Annotated in this window: 18 protein-coding genes; 7 read left to right on the top strand and 11 right to left on the bottom strand. The window is 65.8% G+C overall.

What is annotated here, in order from left to right; translation table 11 throughout:
* The 11 genes from PST29_RS29830 to tssA all read right to left on the bottom strand — a co-directional run bounded on the left by PST29_RS29830 (window position 1) and on the right by tssA (window position 16883).
* Window positions 1-4458, bottom strand: a complete 4458-nt coding sequence (locus PST29_RS29830) for an RHS repeat-associated core domain-containing protein (protein WP_060844975.1) — start codon at window positions 4456-4458, stop codon at window positions 1-3.
* 9 nt (window positions 4459-4467) lie between these two features.
* Window positions 4468-4893 carry a DcrB-related protein gene (locus tag PST29_RS29825; protein WP_060844974.1) on the bottom strand — a complete coding sequence of 142 codons (426 nt, stop codon included), beginning with the start codon at window positions 4891-4893 and terminating at the stop codon, window positions 4468-4470.
* An 18-nt stretch (window positions 4894-4911) separates the two neighbouring features.
* Window positions 4912-6849 (bottom strand): type VI secretion system Vgr family protein, encoded by a 1938-nt coding sequence (locus PST29_RS29820; protein WP_060844973.1) that lies wholly within the window; start codon window positions 6847-6849, stop codon window positions 4912-4914.
* An 84-nt stretch (window positions 6850-6933) separates the two neighbouring features.
* Window positions 6934-9609 carry a type VI secretion system ATPase TssH gene (gene tssH, locus PST29_RS29815; protein WP_060841744.1) on the bottom strand — a complete coding sequence of 892 codons (2676 nt, stop codon included), beginning with the start codon at window positions 9607-9609 and terminating at the stop codon, window positions 6934-6936.
* Window positions 9602-10654 carry a type VI secretion system baseplate subunit TssG gene (gene tssG, locus PST29_RS29810; RefSeq protein WP_060844972.1) on the bottom strand — a complete coding sequence of 351 codons (1053 nt, stop codon included), beginning with the start codon at window positions 10652-10654 and terminating at the stop codon, window positions 9602-9604. Before tssG ends, tssH begins: the two co-directional genes overlap by 8 nt.
* Window positions 10618-12477 carry a type VI secretion system baseplate subunit TssF gene (gene tssF, locus PST29_RS29805; protein ID WP_060841742.1) on the bottom strand — a complete coding sequence of 620 codons (1860 nt, stop codon included), beginning with the start codon at window positions 12475-12477 and terminating at the stop codon, window positions 10618-10620. Before tssF ends, tssG begins: the two co-directional genes overlap by 37 nt.
* On the bottom strand, window positions 12474-12989 hold the full coding sequence (gene tssE / locus PST29_RS29800; protein ID WP_060841741.1) for a type VI secretion system baseplate subunit TssE: 516 nt from the start codon (window positions 12987-12989) through the stop codon (window positions 12474-12476). Before tssE ends, tssF begins: the two co-directional genes overlap by 4 nt.
* 160 nt (window positions 12990-13149) lie before the next feature.
* Window positions 13150-13638, bottom strand: coding sequence for an Hcp family type VI secretion system effector (locus PST29_RS29795; RefSeq protein ID WP_011064257.1), 489 nt, complete (start codon window positions 13636-13638; stop codon window positions 13150-13152).
* Window positions 13639-13756: 118 nt separating this feature from the next.
* Window positions 13757-15250: a type VI secretion system contractile sheath large subunit gene (gene tssC / locus PST29_RS29790; RefSeq protein WP_016963864.1), complete on the bottom strand. Its 1494-nt coding sequence runs from the start codon at window positions 15248-15250 to the stop codon at window positions 13757-13759.
* A 16-nt stretch (window positions 15251-15266) separates the two neighbouring features.
* Entirely contained in the window at window positions 15267-15782 is a 516-nt protein-coding gene (gene tssB / locus PST29_RS29785) for a type VI secretion system contractile sheath small subunit (RefSeq protein WP_047289994.1), read from the bottom strand.
* Between the two features lie 81 nt (window positions 15783-15863).
* Window positions 15864-16883, bottom strand: coding sequence for a type VI secretion system protein TssA (gene tssA, locus PST29_RS29780; protein ID WP_060844971.1), 1020 nt, complete (start codon window positions 16881-16883; stop codon window positions 15864-15866).
* Between the two features lie 393 nt (window positions 16884-17276).
* On the opposite strand from tssA, the gene tagH reads away from it, so the two are divergent.
* The 7 genes from tagH (at window position 17277) to PST29_RS29745 (ending at window position 26940) form a co-directional block, all read left to right on the top strand.
* Window positions 17277-18797 (top strand): type VI secretion system-associated FHA domain protein TagH, encoded by a 1521-nt coding sequence (tagH, locus tag PST29_RS29775; RefSeq protein WP_060844970.1) that lies wholly within the window; start codon window positions 17277-17279, stop codon window positions 18795-18797.
* Window positions 18798-18860: 63 nt separating this feature from the next.
* Window positions 18861-19370: a type VI secretion system lipoprotein TssJ gene (gene tssJ, locus PST29_RS29770; protein ID WP_060841738.1), complete on the top strand. Its 510-nt coding sequence runs from the start codon at window positions 18861-18863 to the stop codon at window positions 19368-19370.
* 15 nt (window positions 19371-19385) lie between these two features.
* Window positions 19386-20720 (top strand): type VI secretion system baseplate subunit TssK, encoded by a 1335-nt coding sequence (gene tssK / locus PST29_RS29765; RefSeq protein ID WP_060841737.1) that lies wholly within the window; start codon window positions 19386-19388, stop codon window positions 20718-20720.
* Window positions 20721-20726: 6 nt separating this feature from the next.
* On the top strand, window positions 20727-22052 hold the full coding sequence (locus PST29_RS29760; RefSeq protein ID WP_060841736.1) for a DotU family type VI secretion system protein: 1326 nt from the start codon (window positions 20727-20729) through the stop codon (window positions 22050-22052).
* Window positions 22049-25555, top strand: coding sequence for a type VI secretion system membrane subunit TssM (gene tssM, locus PST29_RS29755; protein ID WP_060844969.1), 3507 nt, complete (start codon window positions 22049-22051; stop codon window positions 25553-25555). Before PST29_RS29760 ends, tssM begins: the two co-directional genes overlap by 4 nt.
* Window positions 25552-26205, top strand: coding sequence for a type VI secretion system-associated protein TagF (tagF, locus tag PST29_RS29750; RefSeq protein ID WP_060841734.1), 654 nt, complete (start codon window positions 25552-25554; stop codon window positions 26203-26205). Before tssM ends, tagF begins: the two co-directional genes overlap by 4 nt.
* A complete protein-coding gene (locus PST29_RS29745; protein ID WP_060841733.1) occupies window positions 26206-26940 on the top strand; it encodes a PP2C family protein-serine/threonine phosphatase in 735 nt (244 codons plus the stop codon).
* Window position 26941: the final 1 nt, after the last annotated feature.

The raw sequence follows: 26941 nt of genomic DNA, 5'->3' as shown, positions 1-26941 counted from the left end.
TTATTTCCCCCCGCAGGCGTTGAAGGATTTTTTCCACGAGCCGTTTTCCATTCTTCCCGTGATGTTGGCAAGCACGTTTCTCATGTTCAGATTCTTGCGCTTGGCGGATTTGAGGATCTTGTACAGCAGCTTGTCGTTTTCCTTGCCGTGAATATGGGTTCCACCGTGATAGTTGCCTGCCGCCTTCGCCGCGTCCTTGCCTGGGTGCCCAGGCTGGGCCAGTTGGTTGGGGTGCGTGCCCCAGAGCCTTGCACCGTTCTCTGGGATATCCGGGTGCAGCTTGGCGTCTTCGAGGATCTTGCGTGAGTTCTTGGCGTAGATATTGGTCGCATTCTCCTTGATCGCATGGTGCGGGGTTTGTCCCGGTGCCAGCGGTCGCCCGGCATTGGCCATGTTCTTGCCGAGTTCCTCGGCGGTCAGGCCCAGGGGATCAATCCAGATGGCCGTGTTAGGCCCATAGAGATAGAGGTTGAACCCACCTTCCAGGCCAATCGGGTCAGGTGTGGTAAAGCGACCAATATCCGGGTCATAGAAACGCAAGGTGTTGTAGTGCAACCCGGTTTCTCGATCCAGGTACTGTCCCTGGAATCTCAGGTTCTGCTCTTCGAGGAAATGGGCTTCGCGCTGTTCTTCGAGACAGTTGCCCCAGACCTGATAGCGAGCCTGCCACAGCACCTGCCCATCGACTTCCGTCAACTGCTCGGGTAGGCCGTTGAGGTCATTGTGGTAATAGCGGACCTTTTGTTGTGCGCCGACACCATCGACTCGCGCCAGCACTTCATAGCCCTCGTCGGCATACAGATAGAGGCTGCTCAGGCCGTTTTTCTGCTCCTGCAGCAGGCGTAATCCGTTCCAGGTGAAACGGGTTTCGTTCAGTACCTGACCCTGAGGGTCGAGTTCGATCTTTTCGGTCCGCCGCCCCAGTGGGTCATAGCCCATGCGCACCAGGGTTTCCCGGGCGCCATCCTGGGTACGTACTTCCACCAGTCGATGTTCCGCGTCATAGCGCAGGTGCTGGATGCGTCGGCTGCCGCTGCGCTTTTCCACTACCCGGCCAAAGGCGTCGTAGCGATAGCGTTTGTCCTGGTAGGTCAGCAGCTTGTTGTGGACCACCAGCCCGGCCCCGGCTTGCGGTCCGTCCAGCAGGTTGGCCGCGGCATCGTAGGCAAAAGTTTCGCTGGTGCCTTGTGGGCTGTCTTGGCTGGCCATGATGCGGCCAGTGGCATCGTAGTGCAGCAACTGCCGGTGCTCGCCCTGGGGGAGGCGATCGACGCGCCCCACCAGCTGATTGGCGGGATCGTAAGCGAACTGCCGTTCCCGGGAGGCCGACAATAGTTGCTGCTGGCCCGTGGGGCGCCGCATGCGCGAGCGCAAGCGGCCGGTGCGGTCGTATTCGCTGTGGGTGCTGATCCGCCCCTGGGTGCGCAGGACTTCGCGGTGCAAGCGATCACGCTCGAAGTCGCTGATGAGCTGGCCGTCGAGGTTGATCTGATGCAGATGACCGCTGCCGTAATACAGCCGGTTGATCCAGCGCCCATCGGCCAGTTGGGTCTGGGTCAAGTTGCCCAGTTCGTCGTAATGGTGGCGCAACTCACCCGCTGCGCTTTGCTCCGTCAGAAGCTGGCCCAGGGCATCGTAGGTAAAGCCCAATGAGCGGCTCTGGCCATGCTGGTCGGTGAAGGTGGCGCCGAGTAGTTGATTCAGCGGGTCGTAGAGGTACTCGCTGCGGCCATCGTCGGTGACCTTGGCGACCATGCGCCCAACCGCATCGCGTTCGAACAGGTGGACGATAGGGGGGCTGGGGGGTGAGGCTGAATCACCGTCCTGGGGCGCTGGGGCGAACTCCATCCTGACGGCGTTATCCAGGGGGTCGTAGGCAAAACGCCGAGCACTGCCGTCGAGGTCGCGCTGCTCCAGCAGTCGATCGGCGGCGTCCCAGGTGAAGCGGTAGCTCTCGGCGTTCTCGTTGGTCAGCGTCTGCAGGCGCCCGTAAGTGTCGTAGGTGAAGTGGACGCGCCGGCCATGGGCATCGATGCGCACCTGGAGCTTGCCGCGCCGATCGTATTCGTAGCGGCTGCTGTGTCCCGCCGGATCGGTGTAGCAAAGCAATTGACCGGCGGTGTTGCGCTGGTACTGCTCGATGCGGCCGTCGGCCAGTTGAATGCTTAGCAGGCGCCCCTGTGGGTCGTGTTCGAAGGTCTGGCGCTCACCGAGGGCATCGGTCGCCACCTGAAGATAGCCGTGGCGGTCATAACTGAAACGTGTGGGGTAGCCCGAGCAGTCGACGTATTTGAGTAACTGGCCCAGGTCATTCCAGGTCAGTTGCTTGCGCTTGCCACCGGCATCGATGATTTCCACCACCCGCCCATGATGGTCGTAGCGATAGCGGGTGCTATTGCCCAGCGGGTCGGTTTCGCCAATGCAATTGCCACGCTTGTCGTACTGGTAGCTCCAGCTGTTGCCGGCGGCATCGGTTTCTGTCAGCGGCAGCGACCAATGCTCAAGCCACAGGGTCGATTCGTTGCGGCCCAGGGGATCGATATGGCTACACAGGTTGCCGGTTTCGTCGTAGCCGTATTGGTACTGGCCGCCTTGCGGGTCCGTGGCGCCGAGTAACTGGCGCTCTTCGTTCCACTGGAACCGCCAGACCTGGCCAAGCTTGTCCTGGTATTCGGTGATCTGGTGCTGAGGGTTCCATTTGCGCAGGCTCTGACGCTGCAGACCATCGGTGATGCGGGTAATACCGGCTTGCAGGTCGTAGTCGAAATGGTACTCGTCACCGGCGTCGGTCCAGTGCCGGACTACGCGCCATTCGCGCTCATCGACCCGGGCCCAGGCATAAAAACAACGCAAGCCGGTGGGCAGTTGATGCTCCACCATGCGCCGCTGCGGGTCATAGGCAAAGCGTCGGCTGACTTGGCCACTGGTATCGCGCACCTGGACGAGATTGCCCTGGGTATCGTAGTCATAACTGGCCAGGACCTCGCGCTGCTGGTCGGCGTGCAGCCGCTCGATCCGCGCCAGCCGTCCTGGCCATTGGTTGCTGGGAATCAGCTCCACCTGGAGCAGGTCGAAACTGTCCCGCAGGCGGGTGATGCGTCCACTCGGGTCGTATTCGAGATGGATCCGGTTGTCGTTGCGATCCCCCAGCAGGCTCAGGCGCAGTCGCAACGGGTTGCCGGGGCTGGGCTCGAACAGCCGATACACGCCATCGCTGCTTTCGATCAGCAAGCGGCCATCGGTATTGCGCCTTACGCTCAGGCCGGTTCCGGGGCTGAACATGGCGCCACCCGGAGCAATCGAGCCCATGTCGATCTGGCGTCCCTGCTCATCGGTGTAAAGCAGCCGTTCGCCTCCCTCGGGATGCGTCTCGATCTGTACGCTGACTTCGAAGGGCACGCTCCAGCCGGTCCCGAACAGGCCGTCCTGGCGTTCATCGCGACTGTTGTAGAAGCGCTGCCAGGTGATCGGCAGCATGCCGGGGAGGACGAAGTCCAGGTCATCCTCGCCACCCAGCACCTTGGCCCCGGTCGCGGCATGCACCGGATTCGGCGAGCCGGCGATAGCCTGGGTCAGCGCATTGGTCGCCTGGCTGACGACAAACGAATTGACCCCGGCCATCAGCATGCACGGCAGGTTGCTGAGGAACTTGCCCTTGCCGCCCTTGAGCATCATCAGCACGGTCACCGCCAGGCCCACTCCCGGGGTTTTGCCGCTGCGGATCTCGCGCACCACCACCGAGCCGCCGCCGATGGTCACGTCGGGGGAGATCGGTCCGGCGGATACCACCTTGGCGTCGCAGGTGCTGCGGTCGCCGCTGCGCACCGCCGGCTGGCCGTCGATGCTGACCTTCTCCGAGCCTTCGGCCAGGTACTGCAGGGGCATCGGCGGGTGCTTGGTGCAGGTCACCAGGTCCAGTTCCTTGGTCTGCGAGCCGGGCGCCGGGGAGGCCACGGTGGGCCGCCACATCTGCGAGAAGAATTCCTTGGCCATGTCGAGAAAGCCCGGGCCTTCTTCCGGGGTCGCCGAAGGGGTGTCGGTGGCTTCGCCTTCTTCGGCGCCGTCGCCGTTGATATGCGACGGCGGGGCGATACCGGCTGCGCGGGCCGCCGGTTTGTTGTTGGTCAGGACCTTTTTCGAACCGCTGGCGATGGTGGCCTGGATCGAGGGCGGGAACAGGGCATTGGCGATGCCCTCGCATAAATTGCTCAGACCCTTGTCGGCGCCGGTCTTGCTCATGACCACGCCGACCACCACGCCCACCACCAGCCCCAGTACGCAGGCACCGAGGCCGCCGGTGGCCACGGTGATGCCCGCCGCCGCGGCCACCGCCATGGTCGCCAGGGCGCCGATGGCGACGTTGGCCGCCACCTCCAGCACACCGCCGAGGATGTCGGCCATCATCGAGGTGTGTTCCAGCCCGTCGCCCAGTCGGGCGGCCCACAGCGCGTCAGACATGCCCCGGTCTCAGCCCAGCACCAGGCTGTGCTTGATCTGCGCCCAATGCGCGGCTTCGGCGTCGCCGAGTTTCTGCGCCTTGACGTAGCTCATGGCGAGCATCTGCCGGGTGCCCGGCAGCACCAGGGCCAGCTGGAACTGGAACACCTTTTCGCTGCCCTTGCTGAACTGGCTGCGCAGCTCCAGGCCCGGAATGTCCTGGGCCGGGCCCAGCAGCACCGGCTGCGGACCCTTGACCCGCAGTTCCTGCACTTGTTGTTCCAGCCGCTGCAGCTGGCTGGCCAGGCTGCTCTCCAGGGTTTCGCCGTCGCCCAGCAGGCTGCGGCTGACGATCAGCGAAGTGCCCAGGGCCGGGAACTTGAGGATGTTGATCGAGGCGTCCTGCAGTTCGCCGGCAGGGGGCTGGAACTGCAATTCATTGAGGCGATAGGTCATGGCATGGGCATCCGTTCGTTAGCCTTTGGGGGCGGAAAAGGGGGCTTTGGCCTTGGCGCTGATGGCGCCCTGCACACCCTGGCCCTCGGTGGTGGTGCCCGGGCCGCCGCCGTTGTTCAGGTGCAGCACGCCACCGGTATTGATCTCGGCATCGGCCGAGGCATGCACGCTGATGTTGACCCCGCACAGGTTGATCTGGCCGCTGGCATTGAGCTCCAGGATGCTGGCCCCGCACACCAGGCGCAGGCGTTCGCCGACCTCGATCACGTAGCTCTGGCCGATGCTGTCGAGCTTCTTCTCGCCCACCGTCAGCTCATCCACGTGCTGGACGATGCGCGTGCGCTTGTTGCCGATGGTCACGTACTCGTCGTGGCCGATGCTCTTGTTGCGGTTGTTGCCCACCGAGTGGCTTTCGTTGACCTCGACCACGATGTCCTGGTTGCGCTCGGCGTGGATGTACAGCTGCTCGGCGCCTTTTTTGTCTTCCATGCGGATTTCGTTGAAGTTGGCCGGGCTGCCGCCCTTGCTCGACCGGCTCTTCATGCCGCTCTGGGTGGCGTTGGCCGGCAGGTCGTAGGGCACGGTCTGCTCGGCGTTGTACACCCGGCCGGTGATGATCGGGCGGTCGGGGTCGCCTTCGAGGAAGCTGACGATCACTTCCTGGCCGATGCGCGGGATCTGCATCGAGCCCCAGTTTTTCCCGGCCCAGGCCTGGGACACGCGAATCCAGCACGAGCTGTTTTCGTTGGACTGGTCGTGGCGGTCCCAGTGGAAGTGCACCTTGACCCGGCCGTACTGGTCGGTCCAGATCTCTTCCCCGGCCGGGCCCACCACTCGCGCGGTCTGCGGGCCCTGGACCATCGGCTTGTGGGTGCTGGCCAGGGGCCGGAAGCTCTGCTGGGCATCGATGCAGGTCAGGTGGCTTTCGAACTGCGCCGAGCCGCCGCCACCGCCGGTTTCCAGGCTCTCCTGGACCAGGTAGTAGCGGATGCCGACGATCAGGTATTCGCGGTTCTGGTCCTGGCGGCTGAAGCCGCTGAGGGTGAACAGGTTGCCCGCCCCCAGGCCTCGCGCGTTGCCGCTGAGCTCGATGCGCTCGTGCAGGCTTTGCAGGGCTTCGATGCGGGTCTGCGCGTAGTGCTCGCCGTCGCTGCTTTGTACGTAGGTGCCCGGGTAGTCATACAGCGGGTAGTCGCCGGCGGCGTGGGGCCGGGGCATGGCCGAGCGCACGTCGATGCGCGCGCTGGGGCGCTGGAAATCGTAGTCGTTGAGTTCCAGCGAGCCCGGCTGCACCTCCTGGGCCAGGTGCCAGTCGAACAGGTGGTCGCGCTCGCGCTGCTGCTCGTCCCGCGGGTAGTAGGGCACCGTGGCATAGCCGGGCACGCTGCTGTGGGCGCCGTAGGCGTCGGCCAGCACCAGCACATGGCGGTCCTTCTCGTGGCGGAAGAAGTAGTAGATGCCTTCTTGCTCCATGAGCCGGCTGACGAAATCGAAGCTGGTTTCGCGGTACTGCACGCAGTACTCCCACTCCCGGTAGGGGCGGCTGAGGGCGTCTTCGAAATCGGAAAAGCCCAGGTCGCGGAACACCTGCTTGATGATCTGCGGGATGCTCAGGTGCTGGAAAATCCGGCAATCGGAGGTGCGGCTGAGCAGCCACAGCCAGGGCCGCAGGGTGACCTGGTAGCTGGCGAACTGGCCGCTGTCGATGTTCTGGCTGCAGCGCGCGACGATGCCGTGGAAGTGCCGCTGGCCACCGCCGTCCAGCTGCACGCTGAGGCCCATGGGCTTGCCCAGCAACTGGTTGAGGTCGATGTTGGCGTCACTGGAGGTCAGTTGCAGCTGGTAGTCGAACAGCCGCCCCAGCTCCTCGCCGCCGCCCATGCTCTTGAGCAGCAGGACGTCCGGTCCCAGGGGGCAGTTGACCTGTGCCAGTCGTGTGGATTGCTGAAATAACATCGTCAGTCTCGGTGGAGGATAAAAGCAGCTGCAAGCTGCAAGTGGCTAGCTACAAGCTTGGAGCTTGGAGCTTGCAGCTGACCCCTAGTTTGTTTCGCTGAAGTCGTAGTGCAGTTCGTTGTCGCGCTGGCTGATGCGCACCCCGGCCAGTGCCTTGCCTTCGAGCATGCGGGTGAGGAACTCGCGGCTCATGTCCGGCAACAGGCTGTTGGTGAGGATGGCGTCGATCATCCGCCCGCCGCTTTCGGTCTCGGTGCAGCGCGAGACGATCAGGTCGATGACCGCGTCGTCGAAGTCGAAATCCACCTTGTGGGTGCTTTCCACGCGCTTCTTGATCCGCCCCAGTTGCAGGCGGGTGATCGCCTTGAGCATCTCGTCGCTGAGCGGGTAGTAGGGGATGGTCACCAGGCGTCCCAGCAGCGCCGGCGGGAAGATCTCCAGCAACGGCTGGCGCAGGGCCTTGGCGATTTCCTCGGGCTCGGGCACCGCCTGCGGGTTCTTGCAGACGTTGGCGATCAGCTCGGTGCCGGCGTTGGTGGTGAGCAGGATCAGGGTGTTCTTGAAGTCGATCATGCGGCCTTCGCCGTCTTCCATGACGCCCTTGTCGAACACCTGGAAGAAGATCTCGTGCACGTCCGGGTGGGCCTTTTCCACTTCGTCCAGCAGCACCACGCTGTAGGGCTTGCGCCGTACCGCTTCGGTGAGCACGCCGCCTTCGCCGTAGCCGACGTAGCCTGGCGGGGCGCCCTTGAGGGTGGACACGGTGTGGGCTTCCTGGAACTCGCTCATGTTGATGGTGATGACGTTCTGCTCGCCGCCGTACATGGCTTCGGCCAGGGCCAGGGCGGTTTCGGTCTTGCCCACCCCGGAGGTGCCCGCCAGCATGAACACGCCAATCGGCTTGTTCGGGTTGTCGAGGCCGGCGCGGGAGGTCTGGATGCGCTTGGCGATCATCTGCAGGGCGTGGTCCTGGCCGATGATGCGTTTCTTCAGGTGCTGGTCGAGGTTGAGCACGGTTTCCAGCTCGTTGCGGGCCATGCGCCCCACCGGAATCCCGGTCCAGTCGGCGACCACCGAGGCCACCGCTTGATAATCCACGGTCGGCAGGATCAACGGGGTTTCGCCCTGCAGAGCGCTCAGGCGCTGCTGCAGGTCCACCAGCTTCTCGCGCAGGCCGTGGCTGTCGTCGCCGACGTCGCTGTCCACCAGGCCGACGTTCTCGCGCAGTTGGGCGCGGGTCGCCAGCAGTTCGTCGACCAGAGTCTTCTCTTGCGCCCAGCGGCTTTCCAGCTCGGCCAGGCGCTCGCGCTCGGCGGCCAGGAGGTTCTCGCTGTTGACCTGACGGTTGCCGATGGCCACGCCGATCGCCTGTTCCCGGGCGATGATCTGCAGCTCGGTTTCCAGGGCCTCGATGCGCCGGCGGCTGTCGTCCACTTCGGCCGGCACCGCGTGCAGGCTGATGGCGACGCGGGCGCAGGCGGTGTCCAGCAGGCTCACGGATTTGTCCGGCAGCTGGCGCGCCGGAATGTAGCGGTGGGACAGCTTGACCGAGGCTTCCAGGGCTTCGTCGAGGATCTGCACCTGATGGTGCTGTTCCATGGTCGAGGCCACGCCGCGCATCATCAGCAGCGCCTTGTCTTCCGAAGGCTCGGCCACTTGCACCACCTGGAAGCGCCGGGTCAGGGCCGGGTCTTTCTCGATGTGTTTCTTGTACTCGGCCCAGGTGGTGGCGGCCACGGTGCGCAGGGTGCCGCGGGCCAGGGCGGGTTTGAGCAGGTTGGCCGCGTCGCCGGTGCCGGCGGCGCCACCGGCGCCCACCAGGGTGTGGGCTTCGTCGATGAACAGGATGATCGGCTTGGGCGAGGCCTGGACGTCTTCGATGACCTGGCGCAGGCGCTGTTCGAACTCGCCCTTCATGCTGGCGCCGGCCTGCAGCAGGCCGACGTCGAGGCTGCGCAGCTCGACGTCCTTGAGCGCGGGCGGCACGTCGCCGGCGACGATGCGCAGGGCGAAGCCTTCCACCACCGCGGTCTTGCCGACCCCGGCCTCGCCGGTGAGGATCGGGTTGTTCTGCCGGCGGCGCATGAGGATGTCCACCAGTTGGCGGATCTCTTCGTCACGGCCGACGATCGGGTCGAGCTTGCCGCTGCGGGCCTGCTCGGTGAGGTCGACGGTGAAGCGCTTCAAGGCTTCCTGCTTGCCCAGGGCGCTGGGGGCCATGGCGCCGCTGGCTTCGCCGGGCACCGCCCCGGCATTGAAGCCGTCGCTGGCGCCGAGGGCGTTTTCCGGCGAGTCGCCGATGTATTCGTCAAAGCGCTCGCACAGGGTTTCGACCTTGATCTTGTCGAACTCCCGGGACAGCCCCAGCAGCGCGTGGCGCAGGCTCGGGGTCTTGAGGATGCCGATCACCAGATAGCCGGTGCGCACCTGGCTTTCGCCGAACATCAGGCTGCCGTAGACCCAGCCGCGCTCCACGGCTTCCTCGACGTGGGACGACAGGTCGGTGATCGAGGTCGAGCCCCGTGGCAGGCGGTCCAGGGCTTCGGTCAGGTCCTTGGCCAGGCGCGCCGGCTCCAGGTTGAACTGGCGGATGATGCGGTGCAGGTCCGAGTCCGCAAGTTGCAGCAACTGGTGCAGCCAGTGGGCCAGTTCCACATAGGGGTTGCCCCGCAGTTTGCAGAAGACCGTGGCGGCTTCGATGGCTTTGTAGGCAACGCTGTTGAGTTTGCCGAACAGCGCCGCGCGACTGATTTCACCCATGCTCTGTGCTCCTTGGTGTACGTGAGGTAGTGGCCTGATCGGCGTAGTGCCGGGCCAGAATGAGGTCCTTGGCATCACTGCCGGGTTGACCGAGCCAGGTGTTGAAACCCAGGCGCTGGCGGCCGTTGAGTTGCAGCTTGGGCACTTCGTCCTTGAGCAGGACCAGGTTCAGGTCCCAGTCCAGTTCATGCCCCAGGTATTCGGCGACCCAGGCCACCAGCTCCTTGAACTGCTGGCCGTCGGGCAGCATCCCCAGGTACTCGTCGAGCTTGAGCGGACCCAGGCGGATGCGGAATTTGTGCTGGCGGTCCCAGACGTGGCTGCCCAGGCAGAAGTCCACCCCCAGCTGGTGGGACTGCACCCCGAGCCGGCTGCGCTCGGGCAGCTCCAGCCACTGGCCGACGTATTCCTCGATCGCCACCGGCAGGCCGAAGTACTCGCCGATGATCGCTCGCAGGCCGTCGGGGTAGCGGGTCTGGGCCGCCAGATGGCCGCTGTAGTGCAGCTTGGCGGTGTCGGGGATCAACCCCTGCTTGAGCAGGCTGGGCATGCCCCGGCCACTCAGGGCGGCGAGGCGCGCGGACCAGTAGTCGTCGTCCGGGCGGTCATGGCTCACCGTTGGCCGGGCTTCGGCCCAGGCCCGGTAGAACAGGCTCAGCAGGCGATGGTGGAACACATCGAGAAAGCGCTTGCTGGTGCTGTCGGCGTTGTTGCGCTGGCGCTCGCGCACGTACTCGGTGATGTGCAGCGGCAAGGGGCCGTTGGGCCCGCCGAGGCCGAAGAAGAACTGCTCCAGGCGCGTGGTCGCGCCGTCGCTGCCGGGGGTCACCGAAGCCAGGGTCGAGGGGGCGAAGGTGCAGTCGGCCTGCTGGCCCAGGCGCAGCGGATCGTCCGCCAGGCGCAGGGAGTGACCGAAGCGCGGCAGTTGCGGCGACAGGCATTCGATACGCCGCAGGGCCTGGAAGAAGTCGTACTCCCAGGGCTCGGCGTGCATCGCCGTCAGCGTATTCAAAGAGTCGGACGCCGTCCGGGCTTGGCTTTCCATCGCATGATCTCGCCGCGTTCGGTGGTACGGATCACCGTCTCGGTAAAACTGTTGATCGACACGTAACGTGCCAGGAAGCGCTCGAAGACCGCACCGAGCAGGAACACCCCGGTGCCGCGAAACGCGTTTTCATCGAATTCCAGGGTGATCTCCAGGCCCCGGCCAAAGACGATCGGCCCGGGCATCGGCAGGCGCCGGGTCACCGCCTTGCTGCTGACGTCCCGCAGGCCCTCGATCTGCAGTTGCAGGGCCGCGTCGTTGCTGTCGCCGTACAAGCGCAGCAGCTCGCGCAGGGCGGCCGCGCCCTGGCCCTGTTCGCTCAGGGACAGGTAGTTCAGCGACAGCTGGCTGATCAGGCGCCAGGCCTTGCCGTCGTGGGCGTGGCTGGGCCGGGGCCGGCTCGGTCCCGCCAGGCAGCGGATGGCCTGCACCGGGGCGCTGTCGGCCAGGGTGAAATCGGTCTTGCCACTGCCCACGTTCATGAACAGCGGCAGATCGCGGTTGGTGCACAGGGCACTGACCCCGAGCTGGCGCAGGTCGTGGCGGTAGGGCGCCTGCCGGCTGTCCACCAGGCTGACGAACGACTCGCTGCCGATGTAGGTCGAGCGGGGACCGTTGCGGCGCTGGTCGCTGGACAGCACCCGCGGCTCGCGGCGGACGATGTAGTAGGCCTGGTCGCGGCCGTAGCGGGACGGGTCGCGCACCGCGTAGAACGGCAGGAACGGCTGTTCCGGCCCGGTGCCGTGGCCGCTGATGGCGCTCAGCGAGTGCACTTCGAAATCCATCGGCCGGGTCCGGTCGGCGATCACATGGTGCTCGTTGACCCGGTCGGACAGGTGGATGCGGTCCAGGCGCTTGGGAAACAGGTTGATCGCCGGGGTGCAGAAGGGCACGAACTGGGCGGCGCCGACGCTGCCTTCCAGGCTCTGCTCGAAGCGCTCGAAGAGCACGATCAGCTCCAGTTCCTGGCCGGCGCAACGTTGCACCGCGCGGCCCAGTTGGGCGAACTCGACGAACAGGAAGCGGTTGGGCAGGGCGAAGTATTCCTGCAGCAGGCGGTAGCCCTGGAACGCCTGGGGCACCACCGGCAGCGCCGCGTCGCGGTCATCGAACCCCCGTGAGCGCAGGGCGTCCTGGGGCAGGCGCTCGACCCAGTCGCCACCCGGAGCCCGGGCGAACACCGCGCAGGCGTTGCCCAGGAGTTGCTCGTAGAGACGGAACGGCAATTCGTCGCTGCCGTTGAGGTACAGCGGCAACTGCTCCAGGGCCAGGCTGTTGAACGGCAGTTCGGCGCCGGTGCGCAGGGTCAGGCGCAGCCCGGCCTTGGCCTTGGGCTCGCTGGCGGCCAGGCGTCCGAGCACCGCCACCGGGTTGCCGAAGTACTCGGCCTGGGTGACTTGCAGCGGCCACAGGGTCACCGGGTGCGCGGTGCGGTATTCGCAGCAGGTCTGGGTGTCGCGACCCAGGGCGGCGCGCAGGCTGGTGTTGCGCTCCAGGGTAAAGCCGCTGCTCAGGGAGCCTTCGTCGGGATCGGCCTGCAATTGCACCACGGTCATCGACGGGGTCGGCGCCAGGTAGTGTGGGTAGGCGATCTCCAGCAGGTTGTGGGTGAAGGTCGGGTACTCGGCATCGAGCTTGAGCTGCACCCGTGCCGTCAGATAGGCGAAGCCCTCCAGCAGGCGCTCGACATAAGGGTCGGCGCAGTCCATGCCCGACAGGGTCAGGCGGCTGGCGATCTTCGGGTATTCCTTGGCGAACTCCGCGGCGCTTTCGCGCACGTGGTGCAGTTCCTGGTTGTACAGCTCCAACAGGCGCGGATTCATGGGCGCCTCCGGGAATCGGCATGCACCACCCGTACATGGCCGGATTCCAGGTCCATGTCGGTTTGCAGCAGCAGGCGCAGGGGCATCGGCTGGGCCCACAGATCGCCCTCGATCTCGAAGCTCAGGGCGTTGTGGTTCATCTCGCCGGGGGCGGTGCGCGCGCGAACCCGCAGGGTGCTGCGCAGGATGCGTGGTTCGAAGGTGGCGATGGCCTGGTGGATCAGGGTCTCCAGGGCCGGGATATCAATGCTCGACGCGCTGTACCCGGCCAGGGCCGGCAGGCCGTAGTTGACCACCGACGTACCGGCGGGGGTGTGCAGGGTGGCGTCGGCTTCCAGCAGCGACGTGGTATTGAGCAGCCATGCCAGATCGCGCAGTACCGAGGCCTTGAGTTGGCTCAGGGACAGCACGCGTTTGTCCGGGCTTTCTTTCAGGTTGCCGGGTTCATCGTCGGTCAGACGATCCAGCAAAGAGGGTTGCAAGCGATCGCGGGCGGCGATGTCGGTTACCAAAGGGTTCGCTCCAGGATCGGATGGCGCAGGCATGACGTCACGAAAAGGGGCATAACCAAAGACTCACGAGGACCTGGTCCTCGCCAGCCGTCCCCGCCTCGTGCCGGGCACGAAGGGCGGGGCGGGTCGGTCGCGGCCCGCAGGCCGCGACCGCAGCGGATCAGCGCTTGGTGTTCGAGCGGATGTTCCAGCCGTACTTGATCGGGCCGCCGTCCTTGGTGCCGTCGGCTTTCTGTGGCTGGTACTCGACCATCACCTGAGCGAAGTTCAGGGTGATGTTTTCGGTCAGGCGGTCATCGCTGCCCGAACCGCCGGTGCTCAGCGAGGTGATCAGCACTTCTTCCAGGTCGATGATCATGTACTCGACCTGGCTTTCGCCGCCGGCCTTGCGCACGGTCAGGCGCACCTTGTCGATGTGCTTGCCGCTGGAGCAATGCATCATCAGGTTCGGCGATGCCTTGTCGACGTACTTGGTCAGCGACAGGTCCTGGATGTTCACCTTGCCCGCGCCACCGCCACCGCCGACGTGCATGTTGCCGGACTGGGACATGCCCCAGCTCCAGTTCAGCACGTCGATCTCGTCCTTGTGGGCTTTGTCCATGGACTCGCCCTTGATGTCACCGATCTTGATGAAAATATCAACAGCCATGTTTTCTCCCTGTGTGGCACTTGCCACGATGTTGATTCAGCTTCTGTCGCCGCAGCGCAGGGCCCTGTGGGCCTTGCGCGCCCTGGGGCCGCGACGCCAGGTTTGAGTCGGTTATGGGTCAGGCGCCCTTGGCGGACGGCAGTTTGGATACCAGGCGCAACGACACGGTCAGCCCTTCGAGCTGGTAGTGCGGGCGCAGGAAGAACTTGGAGTTGTAGTAGCCCGGGTTGCCTTCGACTTCCTCGACCACCACTTCCGCCGCGGCCAGCGGGTGCTGGGCCTTGGTGGTTTCGGTGGAGTGCGCCGGGTCACCGTCGACGTAGTTGAGGATCCAGTCCTGCAGCCAGCGCTGCATCTCGTCCTTCTCTTTGAACGAGCCGATCTTGTCGCGCACGATGCACTTCAGGTAATGGGCGAAGCGGCAGGTGGCGAACAGGTACGGCAGGCGCGCGGCCAGGTTGGCGTTGGCGGTGGCGTCCGGGTCGTCGTACTCGGCGGGCTTCTGCAGCGACTGGGCGCCGATGAAGGCAGCGAAGTCGGTGTTCTTCTTGTGCAGCAGCGGCATGAAACCGTTCTTCGCCAGTTCCGCTTCACGGCGGTCGGAGATGGCGATCTCGGTCGGGCACTTCATGTCCACGCCACCGTCGTCGGTGGGGAAGGTGTGGGCCGGGAGGTTTTCCACCTCGCCACCGGATTCCACGCCGCGGATCCGCGAGCACCAGCCGAAATGCTTGAACGAACGGTTGATGTTCACCGCCATGGCGTAGGCGGCGTTGGCCCAGGTGTACTTGGAGCTGTCGGCGCCGTCGGTGTTCTCTTCGAAGGCGAAGGCTTCCACCGGGTCGGTCTTGGCGCCATACGGCAGGCGCGCCAGGAAGCGCGGCATGGTCAGGCCGATGTAGCGCGAGTCTTCCGATTCACGCAGCGAGCGCCAGCCAGCGTATTCCGGGGTGGTGAAGATCTTGGTCAGGTCGCGCGGGTTGGACAGTTCCTGCCACGAACCCATGCCCATCACGGTCGGCGAAGCCGCTGCGATGAACGGTGCGTGCATGGCCGCGCAGACCTTGGACAGCTCGCCCAGCAGTTCCACGTCCGGTGGCGACTGGTCGAAGTAGTAGTCGCCCACCAGGCAGCCGTAAGGCTCGCCGCCGAACTGGCCGTATTCCTCTTCGTACATCTTCTTGAAGATCGGGCTCTGGTCCCAGGCCGTGCCCTTGAACTTCTTCAGGGTCTTGTGCAGCTCCGGCTTGGAGATGTTGAGCACGCGGATCTTCAGCTGCTCGTCGGTCTCGGTGTTGTTGACCAGGTAATGCAGGCCACGCCAGGCGCTTTCCAGTTTCTGGAATTCCGGGTGATGGATCACCTGGTTGACCTGGGCGGTGAGCTTGGCGTCGATGGCGGCGATGATCGATTCGATCGACTTGATGGCGTCGTTGGACACCAGGTCGGTCTGCGCCAGGGCCTGCTCGGCCAGGGTCCGCACGGCGGTTTCCACGGCTTCGCGAGCGCGCTCGGTCTTGGGCTTGAATTCCTGCAGCAGCAGCGAAGCGAATTCGCTGGCCTGCTCGGTGGCGCCGGGTTGGGCCTGATTGTCACGCATCAATTCGGTCATGATCGTTGGTCCTGAGTTACGCGTTCGGCTCGGAGTCAGCAGGCTTTGGCGCACTGGCCAGGGCCTGGAGCAACGCCGGATCCTTGATGGCTTTCATGATGATTTCTTCGGCGCCGGTCTTGCCGTCCATGTAGGTCAGCAGGTTGGCCAGCTGAGTGCGGGCCTCCAGCAGCTGGTTCAGCGAGTCGACCTTGCGCGCCACCGCGGCAGGGCTGAAGTCGTCCATGCTCTCGAAGGTGATGTCCAGGCTCAGGTTGCCTTCGCCGGTCAGCTCGTTGGGCACGTGGAAGGCCACCCGCGGCTGCATCGCCTTGAGGCGCGAGTCGAAGTTGTCGACGTCGATTTCCAGGAACTTGCGATCGGCCACGGCCGCCAGGGGTTCGGCGGGCTTGCCGGCCAGGTCAGCCATCACGCCCATGACGAAGGGCAGCTGGACCTTTTTCTCGGCGCCGTAGAGTTCGACGTCGTACTCGATCTGCACCCGGGGCGCGCGGTTGCGCGCGATGAACTTTTGAGAACTTTGCTTCGCCACGTTGTGCTCCTGGTCGCTGCTGCGACGGTGTTGGCGTCGGTCGGTGGTTGCCGCTGACGATACTGTTCGGCCGCTTCGGGGTTAGTCGGATTCGGGGCCGCGCAGGTTTTCAAATTGGGACATGCCATCGGGAATCAGGTTGCGCACGATGGCCGCGAAATCGGCGTTGACCAGGTTTTTGGCCCGGTTGAGCAACACCGGCAACGGGCTCGATGGCTCATGCCGGCTGTAGTAGGCCAGCAGCCGGTCGAGGCTGCGCAGCACGTCGTCGCGGCTGTTGATCTCGCCGGAAATTCGCGTTGCGGCCGGCGCCGCGGGCGCGTTGCCGGCTTCGCTGGCAGGGGCGTCGGCGGGTTCATCGGCCGGGCTGTCGCTGGTTTGCGGGGCATGCAGGCTTAGCACTTGCAGCGCCAGGCGCAGCGGTTGCTTGAGGGCGCTGAGGTCCACGCCACTGGCGGAACCCACTTGTTCGCTGACCTGCTTTTCGATGGCTTCGACGGCCGAGCGAGCGTTGCTCAAGGCGGTGCGAATGGCCTCCAGGTGTTCGGGGTCGCTGTCTTGCAGGGCGCCGACCAGGTGGTCGGAACCCAGGCTTTCACCGGAGAAATGCTGCAGGCCGGCGGCGTTCAGCGCGGCGCGCACGGTCACCGGGCCGAAGGTCCGGGAACGGGTCAGCTGGGCTTCGCGCAGCAGGCCGATGGTGGTGTCGCCGGCCAGGCCGGCCAGGGCGTTGATGCGCACCGTGGGGTCGTTGTCGTCATCGGCGTCCAGGCGCGGGTGCAGGTCCGCCCAGTAATCGCGGAGCAGGCCGTTGATCAGTTCGAGGCAGGTGGCCAGGCCCGGCAGGCCCTCGAGGGCCAGGGTGCTCTGCACGAGAAAATGGGTGATGCGCAGGTCTTTGCTGCGGGCCAGCAAGTCCAGGCTCTGCTGCTGGATGCTGCGCCAGTCCGGCGGCTCGGCCGGGAGGATCGAGTCGCCCATGCTGCGCTCGGGCTGACCTTGTGCGGCCCGCTCCAAGTGCAAGAAATCCGCGTCATATTCCAGGTCTTCGCCACAAGGCGAAGTTGCTGAAATCGCGGCGAGCAACATCGGTACATCCACCTGGTTCGATCTCCCTATCAGCCTGCAGGACAGTCAGGCAATTAATGCACTAGTTGTTTGTGAACTCGCGCACATTTCTTGGTAAACATGGACTCATTGATATTAGTGAGCCATCATCCGTGTTCAAGAAGTTGTGCATTTTTGGTGTAGTAGTTGTGGCTTGTCAAGGTAAGCTATTCGCCCCGCGTGACACTGTTATGTCGACTTACTTAGTTCCCTGACCGGCGAGTCAGATTGAGGCGGGGCGCAGGGCTTTTGTCATCTGTGCGGTTTAAGTTAAGCGATCATGCTGTGAACGGTGCTGTTTAAAGGATTTTTTGCGGACTTTTCATTTTTTTACGGAACTTTTTTCCCGGCACCGGTTCGCACGCGGAAGTACAGCAAGGAGGCGAGATGTCGCTGTGTTTGACTATCACTAGTTATCACAAGATCACCCCTGGTCAATGCCCTGAGAAACTAATGGATCAGGGAGTGATGGCAATTGGCCGCAGTTCCGATAATGACTGGGTACTTCCCGATCCCGAGCGCTTAGTTTCGGCGCGACATTGTGTCATCCAATACAAGGATGGCCGTTATTACTTGACCGATAACAGTACTAACGGTGTGGAGTTAGTCCGTGCCGGTATTCGCATGCGCCGGGGTAACAGTGAGCCGCTGGAAGATGGCGAGGTTATTCGCATTGGCGATTATGAGATCAGCGCGCGGATCGATTTCAGTCTCAATCGCGCTCAGGCTGAAGCCTTTTCCGGGGACAGCTCCAACAGTTTCGAAGCGCTGATGGGTCGACAAGCGGTAGCCCCGACACCCATCGAGCCGATCGCCATGGCGCCGGTGGCGCATTTTCAGGGCGCATCGGCCCAGGACACCTTCCCCGACCTGTTCGATTTCCTGGCCCCGAGCGCCACGCCTCCGGCCACTCAGCCGGATCATGTGCCCGCCGAGCAGCACGATTTCCGCCCGCCAACGCCCACCGCCGTGCCCCAGCCCGTGCAACCGCCCCAGCCCCTGGCGCCCCAGGGCGGGGCGCTGATTCCGGAAGACTGGGACCTGTTCGGCGACACGCCGGCGCGCCCGATTCCGCCCCCGGCCCCGCTGTCCGTGCCAGAGGTGGCGCCGCTGGCCGCGCCTGTCGCGCCGGACCCGTTTGCCGGCATCGGCCTGTTCGCTGCAGAACCGCCACAGCCACAGCCACAGCCACAGCCACAGCCGCAATCGGTCGAGGTCGCGGCGCCGCCGGTTCCTCCTGCTCCGGTCGCTCCGCCGCCCACGGCACAGGCACCGCAGCCGCCGGTCGCGGCACCCGCCCCGGCACCGGTCGCGCCGCAGTCCGACCTGCTGCAAGCCTTCCTGCGCGGCGCCGGGCTGGATCAGCTGCGCATCGATCCGCAGCAGGCCCAGGCGCAGATGGAAAGCCTCGGGCGCAGCTACCGGCTGATGGTCGAGGGCCTGATCGACGTGTTGCGGGCCCGCAGCAGCCTCAAGGGCGAGTTCCGCATGCAGCAGACCATGATCCGCCCGGTGGAGAACAACCCGCTGAAGTTCGCCCCCAATGTCGACGAGGCCATGCTCCTGCTGCTGCGCCACAGCAACCAGGCGTTCATGGCCCCGGACCAGGCGGTGCAGGACAGCTTCGATGACCTGCGGGCCCACCAGCTGGCGGTCATGGCCGGCGTGGAAGCGGCCATCAAGCACTTGCTGGGGCGTTTCGAACCCGCCGAGCTGGAAGCGCGCATGGCCCGTCCCGGTGGCCTGGGCAACCTGTTCAGCGGTTCGCGTCAGGCGCAGAACTGGCAGCAGTTCACCGCGCTCTACAAGCAGATTTCCCAAGAGGCCCAGGACGATTTCCAGGACCTCTTCGGTCGCGAGTTCAGTCGCGCCTACGAAGAACACACCCAGCGCCTGCGCCGTTCCTGAGCGCACCTGGAACCCCCGAACCCACGGATACACGGACAGCTGATACGTCATTGAGGACGCAGGATGATTCAACGATTGCTGACATTGGTCGCCATGCTGGTACTGGCGGCCTGTGCCAAGGACGCCCCGGCACCTGCCGAGCCGACCCAGGAAACCCAGCCAGGCGCCACCACCGTGGAGCTGCATTTCCAGGCTGTGGCCGGCCTCAACCCCGGCCCTGACGGCCAGGGCACGCCGGTGCGGGTGCGGATCTTCGAACTGAAGAACCCGGCGACCTTCATGCGCGCCGACTACTTCGCCCTGGCGGAGCGGGCCCCGGCCACCCTCGGCCCGGACCTGATCGACCAGGACGAAGTGCTGGTCAAGCCCGGCGACCAGTTCAGCCTCAAGCGCACCCTGGATCCGGCCACCCGTCAGGTCGGCCTGCTGGTGGGCTATCGCGAAGTGGATCAGGCCCTGTGGCGGGTCAGCGTCAATACCGCCGCGCACCTGAACAACAGTTATCAGATCGGCCTCGATGTCCGCGCAGTCAGCGCCGAGCTCGCGGCGTCCCCATCCAGCCCTGCCCAATAGGCAATCGGAGCAACCATGTCCTGGAACAATCGCGTGGTCTGGTCGGAAGGCATGTTCATTGGAACCCAGCACTTCCAGCAGCATGACCGTTACCTGGAAAACCTCATCGACGCCCGCAGCCGTCCGTTGTCGGCGGGGGCCTGGGGCTTTTCCGAACTGCGGATCGATCAGGGGCTGCTGGCCCAGGGCAAGCTGGCCATCGTCAGCGCCCGCGGCCTGCTGCCCGACGGTACGCCGTTCAACATTCCCCATGACGATCTGGCGCCCAGCCCGCTGAGCATCGACGACAACCTGCGCGACGGCCTGGTGTACCTGGCGCTGCCGCTCAAGCGCGCCGGTGCCCGGGATACCGTGGACGAAGGCGAGGAACTGGGCGGCGCCCGCTACCTGAGCCAGGTGCGCGAAGTGCGCGACGACAACGCCCCCTTCGAAAACCGTGCACCGGTGGCCGTGGGCTCCCGCGCCTTGCGCCTGCTCACGGCCGCGGACGGCCTGAGCGACTACGCCGCCATCGGCGTGGTGCTGATCAAGGAAAAGCGCGCCGACCGCGCCCTGGTGCTGGATGACAGCTACATCCCGCCGCTGCTGGATGTGGCCGCGTCCAAGCCCTTGAGTGCCTTTCGCAGCGAACTGCTGGGCCTGCTGCACCAACGCGGCGAGGCCCTGGCCGGCCGGGTGGTGGCATCGGGGGCCGGTGGCGCCTCGGAAATCGCCGACTTCATGCTGCTGCAACTGGTCAACCGCGCCCAGCCGCTGATCAGCCATCTGAACCAGATCAGTCCGTTGCACCCCGAGCGGCTGTACAGCGAGCTGGTGAGCCTGGCCGGTGAGTTCTCGACCTTCTCCAGCAGCGCCCGGCGTCCGGCGCAATACCCGCAGTACCAGCATGACGAGCTGGCCCTGAGCTTCGCCCCGGTGATGCAGGCCCTGCGCGAAGCGCTGTCGATGCTGATCGACAGCAAGGCGACGCCGATCCCGATCGTCGAGAAAGCCTACGGCGTGCACGTGGCGATGCTGGCCGACCGCACCCTGCTGGAGAGCGCCAGCTTCATCCTGGTGGTGCGCGCCGACGTGCCCGGGGAAACCCTGCGCGGGCGTTTTGCCCAGCAGAGCAAGGTCGGTTCGGTGGAGCACATCCGCGACCTGGTCAACCTGCAACTGCCGGGCATCGGCCTGTTGCCGCTGCCGGTGGCGCCACGGCAGTTGCCGTATCACGCCGGCTCGACCTACTACGAGCTCGACCGTGGCAGCGAGCACTGGAAACAACTGGTTCATTCCGGCGGCTTCGCATTCCACGTCGCCGGGGAATTCCCGGGCTTGAACCTGGCCTTCTGGGCCATTCGAGGATAAGTCGCGATGCATCCTTTCGACGATTCGGCAGGGCAGCCGTCCCCGGCCAATGACCGCACCCAATTCATGCCGCGCCCCGGTGGCCGCGCGCCCGAGCCCGGCCGCCCGGCGGCTGCAGCGTCGCCGTCATTGGCGATGCCGGCAGCGCCATTGCCGGCCGGCCAGGCCCGGGGCCTGAACCCCCTGGAAAGCGCCGCCGGCCCGTTGCTGGCCTTGCTCACGAGGCTGCGCAGCACCCTGGCGCACCCGGCGCCGGCCAGCCTGCGGGCGCAGTTGCTGGCCTACCTGCGCCAGTTCGAAGAGCGTGCGGAAGCCGCCGGCGTGCCGCGCAACGACGTGCTACTGGCGCGCTATGCGCTGTGCACCGCCCTGGATGAAGCGGTGCTCAGCACCCCCTGGGGCAGCACCAGCGACTGGGGCAAGCAGAGCCTGCTGATCACCGTGCACAACGAAGCCTGGGGCGGCGAGAAGGTCTTCCAGTTGCTGGAGCACTGCCTGCAGAGCCCCCGCGAGCGCCTGTACCTGCTGGAGCTGTTGTACCTGTGCATGTGCCTGGGTTTCGAGGGCCGCTACCGGGTGATGATCGATGGCCGCAGCCAGCTCGAAGCCCTGCGCGAGCGCACCGCGGCCACCATCCGCAGCGCCCGTGGCGAGCACGAGCGCGAGCTGTCGCCGCATTGGCGCGGGGTCAGCGTGGCCCGTGACCGGCTGGCCCAGTTCATGCCGCCCTGGGTTGGCATCGCGATTGGCGTGGCGCTGCTCCTGGCGCTGCTGTTCGGCCTGCGCCTGAAGCTGGCGGCGGACGCCGAGCCGGTGTTCAAGAACATCCATGCCCTGGGCGAGATCCCGGTGCAGACCCTGGATCGCCCGGTGATCCAGCCGAAGATCGTCGAGCGTCCGCGCCTGGCGGGCTTCCTCGCCGAGGACATCAAGGCCGGGCGGGTGGCGGTGGAAGACGCCGTCGACCGTTCGGTGGTGACCATCCGTGGCGACGAGCTGTTCGCCTCGGCCAGCGCCAGCATTCTCGACGACTATCAGCCGCTGATGCTGCGCATCGCCGACGCGGTGCGCAAGGTCAAGGGCCAGGTGCGCATCACCGGCCACAGCGACAACCGCCCGATCGCCACCTTGCGCTTCCCGTCCAACTGGAAGCTGTCCCAGGCCCGCGCCGAATCGGTGCTGCAGATCCTCGCGGCGAAGACCGGCCAGCCGGAGCGCTTCAGCGCCGAAGGCCGCAGCGACACCGAGCCGCTGGCAAGCAACGCCACCGCCGAAGGGCGGGCGCGTAATCGTCGGGTCGAAATCAGCGTATTGGCGGAGGGGGTCGAGTGAAGGCGTTTTTCAGTTTTGTGATTCGCTGGGTGATCCCGCTGCTGGGGCTGATCGCCCTGAGCCTGATCATCTGGTTCATTGGCCCGCTGCTGGAGTTCCTGGTGCCGGAAGGCCGGCGCTGGGCGCTGATCATCTGCATCTTCGCGCTGTGGATCGGCTACCGGGTGTGGCGCATCATCCAGGCCCGCCGGCACGCAGCCAAGGTGCTGCAGAGCCTGGCCGCCGATACCCCGCCGGACCCGGACAGCGTGGCCACCGCCGAAGAACTGGCGGCCCTGCGCCAGCGCATGGACGAAGCCCTGGCGCTGCTGAAGAAGGCCAAGCTGGGCGGTGACGAGCGGCGCAACCTCTACGAGTTGCCGTGGTACGTGATCATCGGCCCGCCGGGCTCGGGTAAGACCACCGCGCTGGTCAATTCCGGCCTGCATTTCCCCCTGGCCGCGCAACTGGGCGCCGGCGCCGTGCGCGGCGTGGGCGGCACCCGCAACTGCGACTGGTGGTTCACCGACCAGGCGGTATTGCTGGACACCGCCGGGCGCTACACCACCCAGGACAGCCACGCCACGGTGGACAAGGCGGCCTGGCTGGGCTTTCTCGACCTGCTGAAAACCCAGCGTTCACGGCGGCCGATCGATGGCGCCTTCGTCGCCATCAGCCTCTCCGACCTGCTGCTCGGCAGTGACGCCGAGCGCGCGGCCCACGCGGCGGCGATCCGCCTGCGTATCCAGGAGCTGTACACCCAGCTGGGAGTGCGCTTCCCGATCTACCTGATGCTCACCAAGCTCGATCTGGTGCCGGGTTTCATGGAGTTCTTCGACTCCCTGAGCAAGGAAGAGCGGGCTCAGGTCTGGGGCATGACCTTCGCCCTGGACGACGGCAAGAGCGGCGACAGCCCCCTGGCCCAGTTGCCGGCGGAGCTGGCGGCCCTGGAGCAGCGCCTCAACGAGCGTCTGGTGGAGCGCCTGCAACAGGAACGCGACCCGGCGCGGCGCGACCTGATCTACGGCTTCCCGCAGCAATTCGCGGCGCTCAAGGAGTCCTTGCAGGGCTTCCTCGAAGGCGTGTTCAAACCCAACGCCTTCGAAGAGCGGGTGCTGCTGCGCGGCGTGTACTTCACCAGCGGCACCCAGGAAGGCAGCCCCATCGATCGCCTGATCGGCGCCATGGCCCAGAGCATGAACCTGGACCGCCAGCACCTGGCGCGGCAGACCGGCACCGGGCGCAGCTACTTCATCGAGAAGCTGTTCAGCGCCGTGGCCTTTGCCGAGCGCGGGCTGGTGGGGGTCAACCCCAAGGTCGAGCGGCGGCGTAAATGGATCGCCCGGGGCGCCCTGGCGGCCAGCGTGGCCCTGGTGCTGGTGGTCAGCACCCTGTGGATCATCAGCTACCGGGCCAACCAGAGCTACATCGCCCAGGTCGACCAGCGTGTCGCGCCAGTGCGCCAGGACGTGCAAAGCCTCAGCTCGGCCCAGCGCGATGTGCTGGCGGTGCTGCCGCTGCTCAACGCCACCCGCCATCTGGCCGGCGATGCGCCGGGCTGGGCCGAGGGCCTGGGCCTGTATCAGGGCGACATGCTCGAAGCCGAGGCCGCCAGCGTCTATCGCAAGCTGCTGGTGGCGGTGTTCGCCCCACGGCTGATGACCCGCATCGAGGAGCAGCTGCACAGCGGTGGCAACTCGGACTTCCTCTACGAGGGGCTCAAGGCCTACCTGATGCTGGCGGACAGTGAGCATTACGACCCGGACTTCATCAAGGCCTGGATCACCCTGGACTGGGACCGCACCCTGGCCCGCGATCTGCCGCCGGACCAGCGTCAGGCCCTGACCGGGCACCTGCAGGCGCTGTTCGAAAAACATCCACCGAATGCGCGGCTGGACCAGCGCCTGATCGACGACCTGCGTCGCCAGTTGCAACAGCTGCCGGTGGCCCAGCGGGTGTATGACCGGGTCAAGCGCGCCAAGCTGCCGGACGGCGTTCCGGACTTCCGCCTCAGCGAAGCCGGTGGCCGCGACGCGGCGCTGGTGTTCACCCGCAAGAGCGGCAAGCCGTTGAGCGAACCCCTGAGCGGCCTGTTCACCGCCAAGGGCTATCGCCAGGCCTTCCTCCTGGCCAGCCTCAACCAGGCCGGCACCCTGGCGGAAGAACAGTGGGTCCTGGGCCGCGATCAGGCCGACCAGCAGAACGTCGCCAGCCTCGCCGCCGACGTGCGTCGCCTGTACTTCCAGGACTACCTGCGCCAGTGGGATGCCCTGCTGGCGGACATCGACTTCGTGCCGATCACCAGCGTGGCCCAGGCCGCCGACGTGCTGCGGATTCTCTCCGGGCCCACTTCGCCGCTGAAGAAACTGCTGGTGGCGGTGGCCAAGGAAACCGATCTGCAACAGGAAGAACGCCTGTTGGCGGCCCAGGGCCAGAAGGTCGAGGGCGGTGTCGATCAGCTCAAGCAGCGCCTGGGTTCGCTGCTGGGTCAGGAGCAGGCGGCCAACCCCGCCGCCGTGGCCAGCAGCGAAGACCCGGTGAGTGCGCACTTTGCCGACCTCAACAGCCTGGTAAGCAAGGGCGAGGGCGAGCCGGCGGCCATCGACGGCCTGCTCTCGGACATGAACGCCCTGTACGTGCAGGTCAGCGCCATGGTCGGGGCCAGCGGCGACGCACTGTTGGGCGAGGCCAAGAACCAGGCCAGCGCCGCGGCTGCCCGGGTCAGCCTGACCGCCGAGCGTCAGCCGCCGCTGGTCCAGGGGCTGGTCAAGTCGGTGGTCGGTTCCACCACCAACACCATGATGGGCGGGGTGCGCAATCAACTGAACGCGGCCTGGGTCAGCGAAGTGGTGAACGTCTATCGCCAGTCCCTGAGCGGGCGTTATCCGATGTCGCCGGGCAGTTCGCGGGACGCGACCCTGGAAGACTTCGGCCAGTTCTTCGGCACCGGCGGGGTGATGGACAACTACTTCCGCAAGTACCTGCAGCCTTACGTCAACACCTCGACCACCACCTGGAGCTGGCAGCCGGGCGCGGCGCAGAAACTGGGGATCTCTCCCGGCGTGCTGCAAACCTTCCAGCGCGCGGCGAATATCCGCGATGCGTTCTTCCGCTCCAGCGGCGGCACCCAGCCGGCGGTGCGCTTCGAGCTCAAGCCGGTGGCCATGGACGCCAACATCAGCCAGTTCCTGCTCGACCTGGACGGCCAGCAGCTGAGCTATGACCACGGCCCGAGCCGGCCGGTGGCCATGCAGTGGCCGAACCCGGGAAGCATCGGCGTGGTGCGCCTGTCGATCATGCCGCCGTCGGCCACCGGGCGTTCCGGGGTGACCCTGGACGGCCCCTGGGCCTGGTTCCGCCTGCTGGAGCAATCGGACCTGACCGCCACCAACTCGCCGGACCGCTTCAACCTGCGGCTGCGGGTGGATGGCGCGAGCATCTCCTACGAGCTGCGCGCCAGCAGCGCCTTCAACCCGTTCAAGAGCCGGGTGCTCAGCGGCTTCAGCCTGCCGGAGCGGCTATGACCGCGCCCGGCCTGTACGGCAAGTTGGCCAGCCGCGGCGATTTTGTCAGCCGTGGCCTGCCGCAGAGCTTTATCGGTCCCTGGGACAGCTGGCTGGCGGCGGGGCTGCTGGCCAGCCAGAACGCCCTGGGCGAGCAGTGGCTCAACGCCTACCTGATCAGCCCGTTGTGGCGCTTCGCCCTGGCCCCGGGAGTCTGCGGGCCCCAGGCGGTGGTGGGGGTGGTGATGCCGAGCATCGACCGGGTCGGGCGCTATTTCCCCCTGACCGTGGCCGCGCTGCTGGAGCCAGAGACAGAGTTGACGTCCCTGGTCACCGGCTCGGAGCAGTGGTTCGAACAGGTGGAGGCGTTGCTGTTGGCGACCCTGGATGAAGGTGCCCGTTTCGAGGCCCTGGAGCAGGGCCTGCAGGCCTTGGGCGCGCCGAATCCGGCGCGGCGGGTCGAGGTCAGCCACTACGCCGGCCTGCAACGGTTCTACGTCAATGATCCTCAGTCCCGGGGCGCGGTGCTCGCGGCCCAGGCCGGCGAGGGGACGAGTCTGTGGTGGGGCCGGGGGTCGCAGTACATCAGCCCGATGCTGTTGCGCTGCCAGGGCCTGCCGCCAGCCAGTGAATTTGCGCAATTTTTGCTCGGACAAGAGGGTGCCGTCTAAATGGGTTCTGCGCCGCAACTGTCCTACCAGTCCGCCAGCTACAGCCATGTCGGCATGGTGCGGAAAATCAACGAAGACGCCTGGCTCGAAGCCCCGGAGACCGGCCTGTGGCTGGTGGCCGACGGCATGGGCGGGCACGCCGCCGGGGACTATGTCAGCAGCCTGATCGTCGACAGCCTGCGGGCGGTGCCGGCGGCCGAGAGCCTGGAGCAGTACGTCGCCGCGCTGCGCAACGGCCTGGCCGCGGTCAACGCCGCGGTGCGCGAGGAAACTGCCAATCGCGGGGTAACCATGATGGGCAGCACCGTGGTCCTGCTGGCGGTGCGTGGCGCTCGGGGCGTGTGCCTGTGGGCCGGCGACAGTCGCCTGTACCGGCTGCGGGACGAGCAGCTGGAAAGCATTTCCCGGGATCACAGCTACGTCCAGGACCTGCAGGACAGCGGCCTGCTCAGCGAGGCCGAGGCGCGGGTGCATCCGCGGGCCAATATCGTCACCCGGGCGATTGGCGTCGAGGCCCAGTTGCAGCTGTCCCAGGTCGATCTGCAGGTGCAGGACGGCGATACCTTCCTGCTGTGCAGCGACGGTCTGAACAAGACCGCCGAAGACTTCGAACTGCGCGATGTGCTGAGCCACAGCGAGCCCAACGATGTGGTGCGCAGCCTGATCCACCTGGGCCTGACCCGGGGCGCGCCGGACAACATCACCGCCATCGTGATCAAGGCCGCAGGATACTGAC

Origin of the sequence: Pseudomonas sp. St29, assembly GCF_001547915.1 — a bacterium.
Classification (GTDB): domain Bacteria; phylum Pseudomonadota; class Gammaproteobacteria; order Pseudomonadales; family Pseudomonadaceae; genus Aquipseudomonas.
The sequence above is the reverse complement of the archived record's forward strand: the minus strand, read 5'-3'. Positions and strand labels throughout refer to the sequence as shown.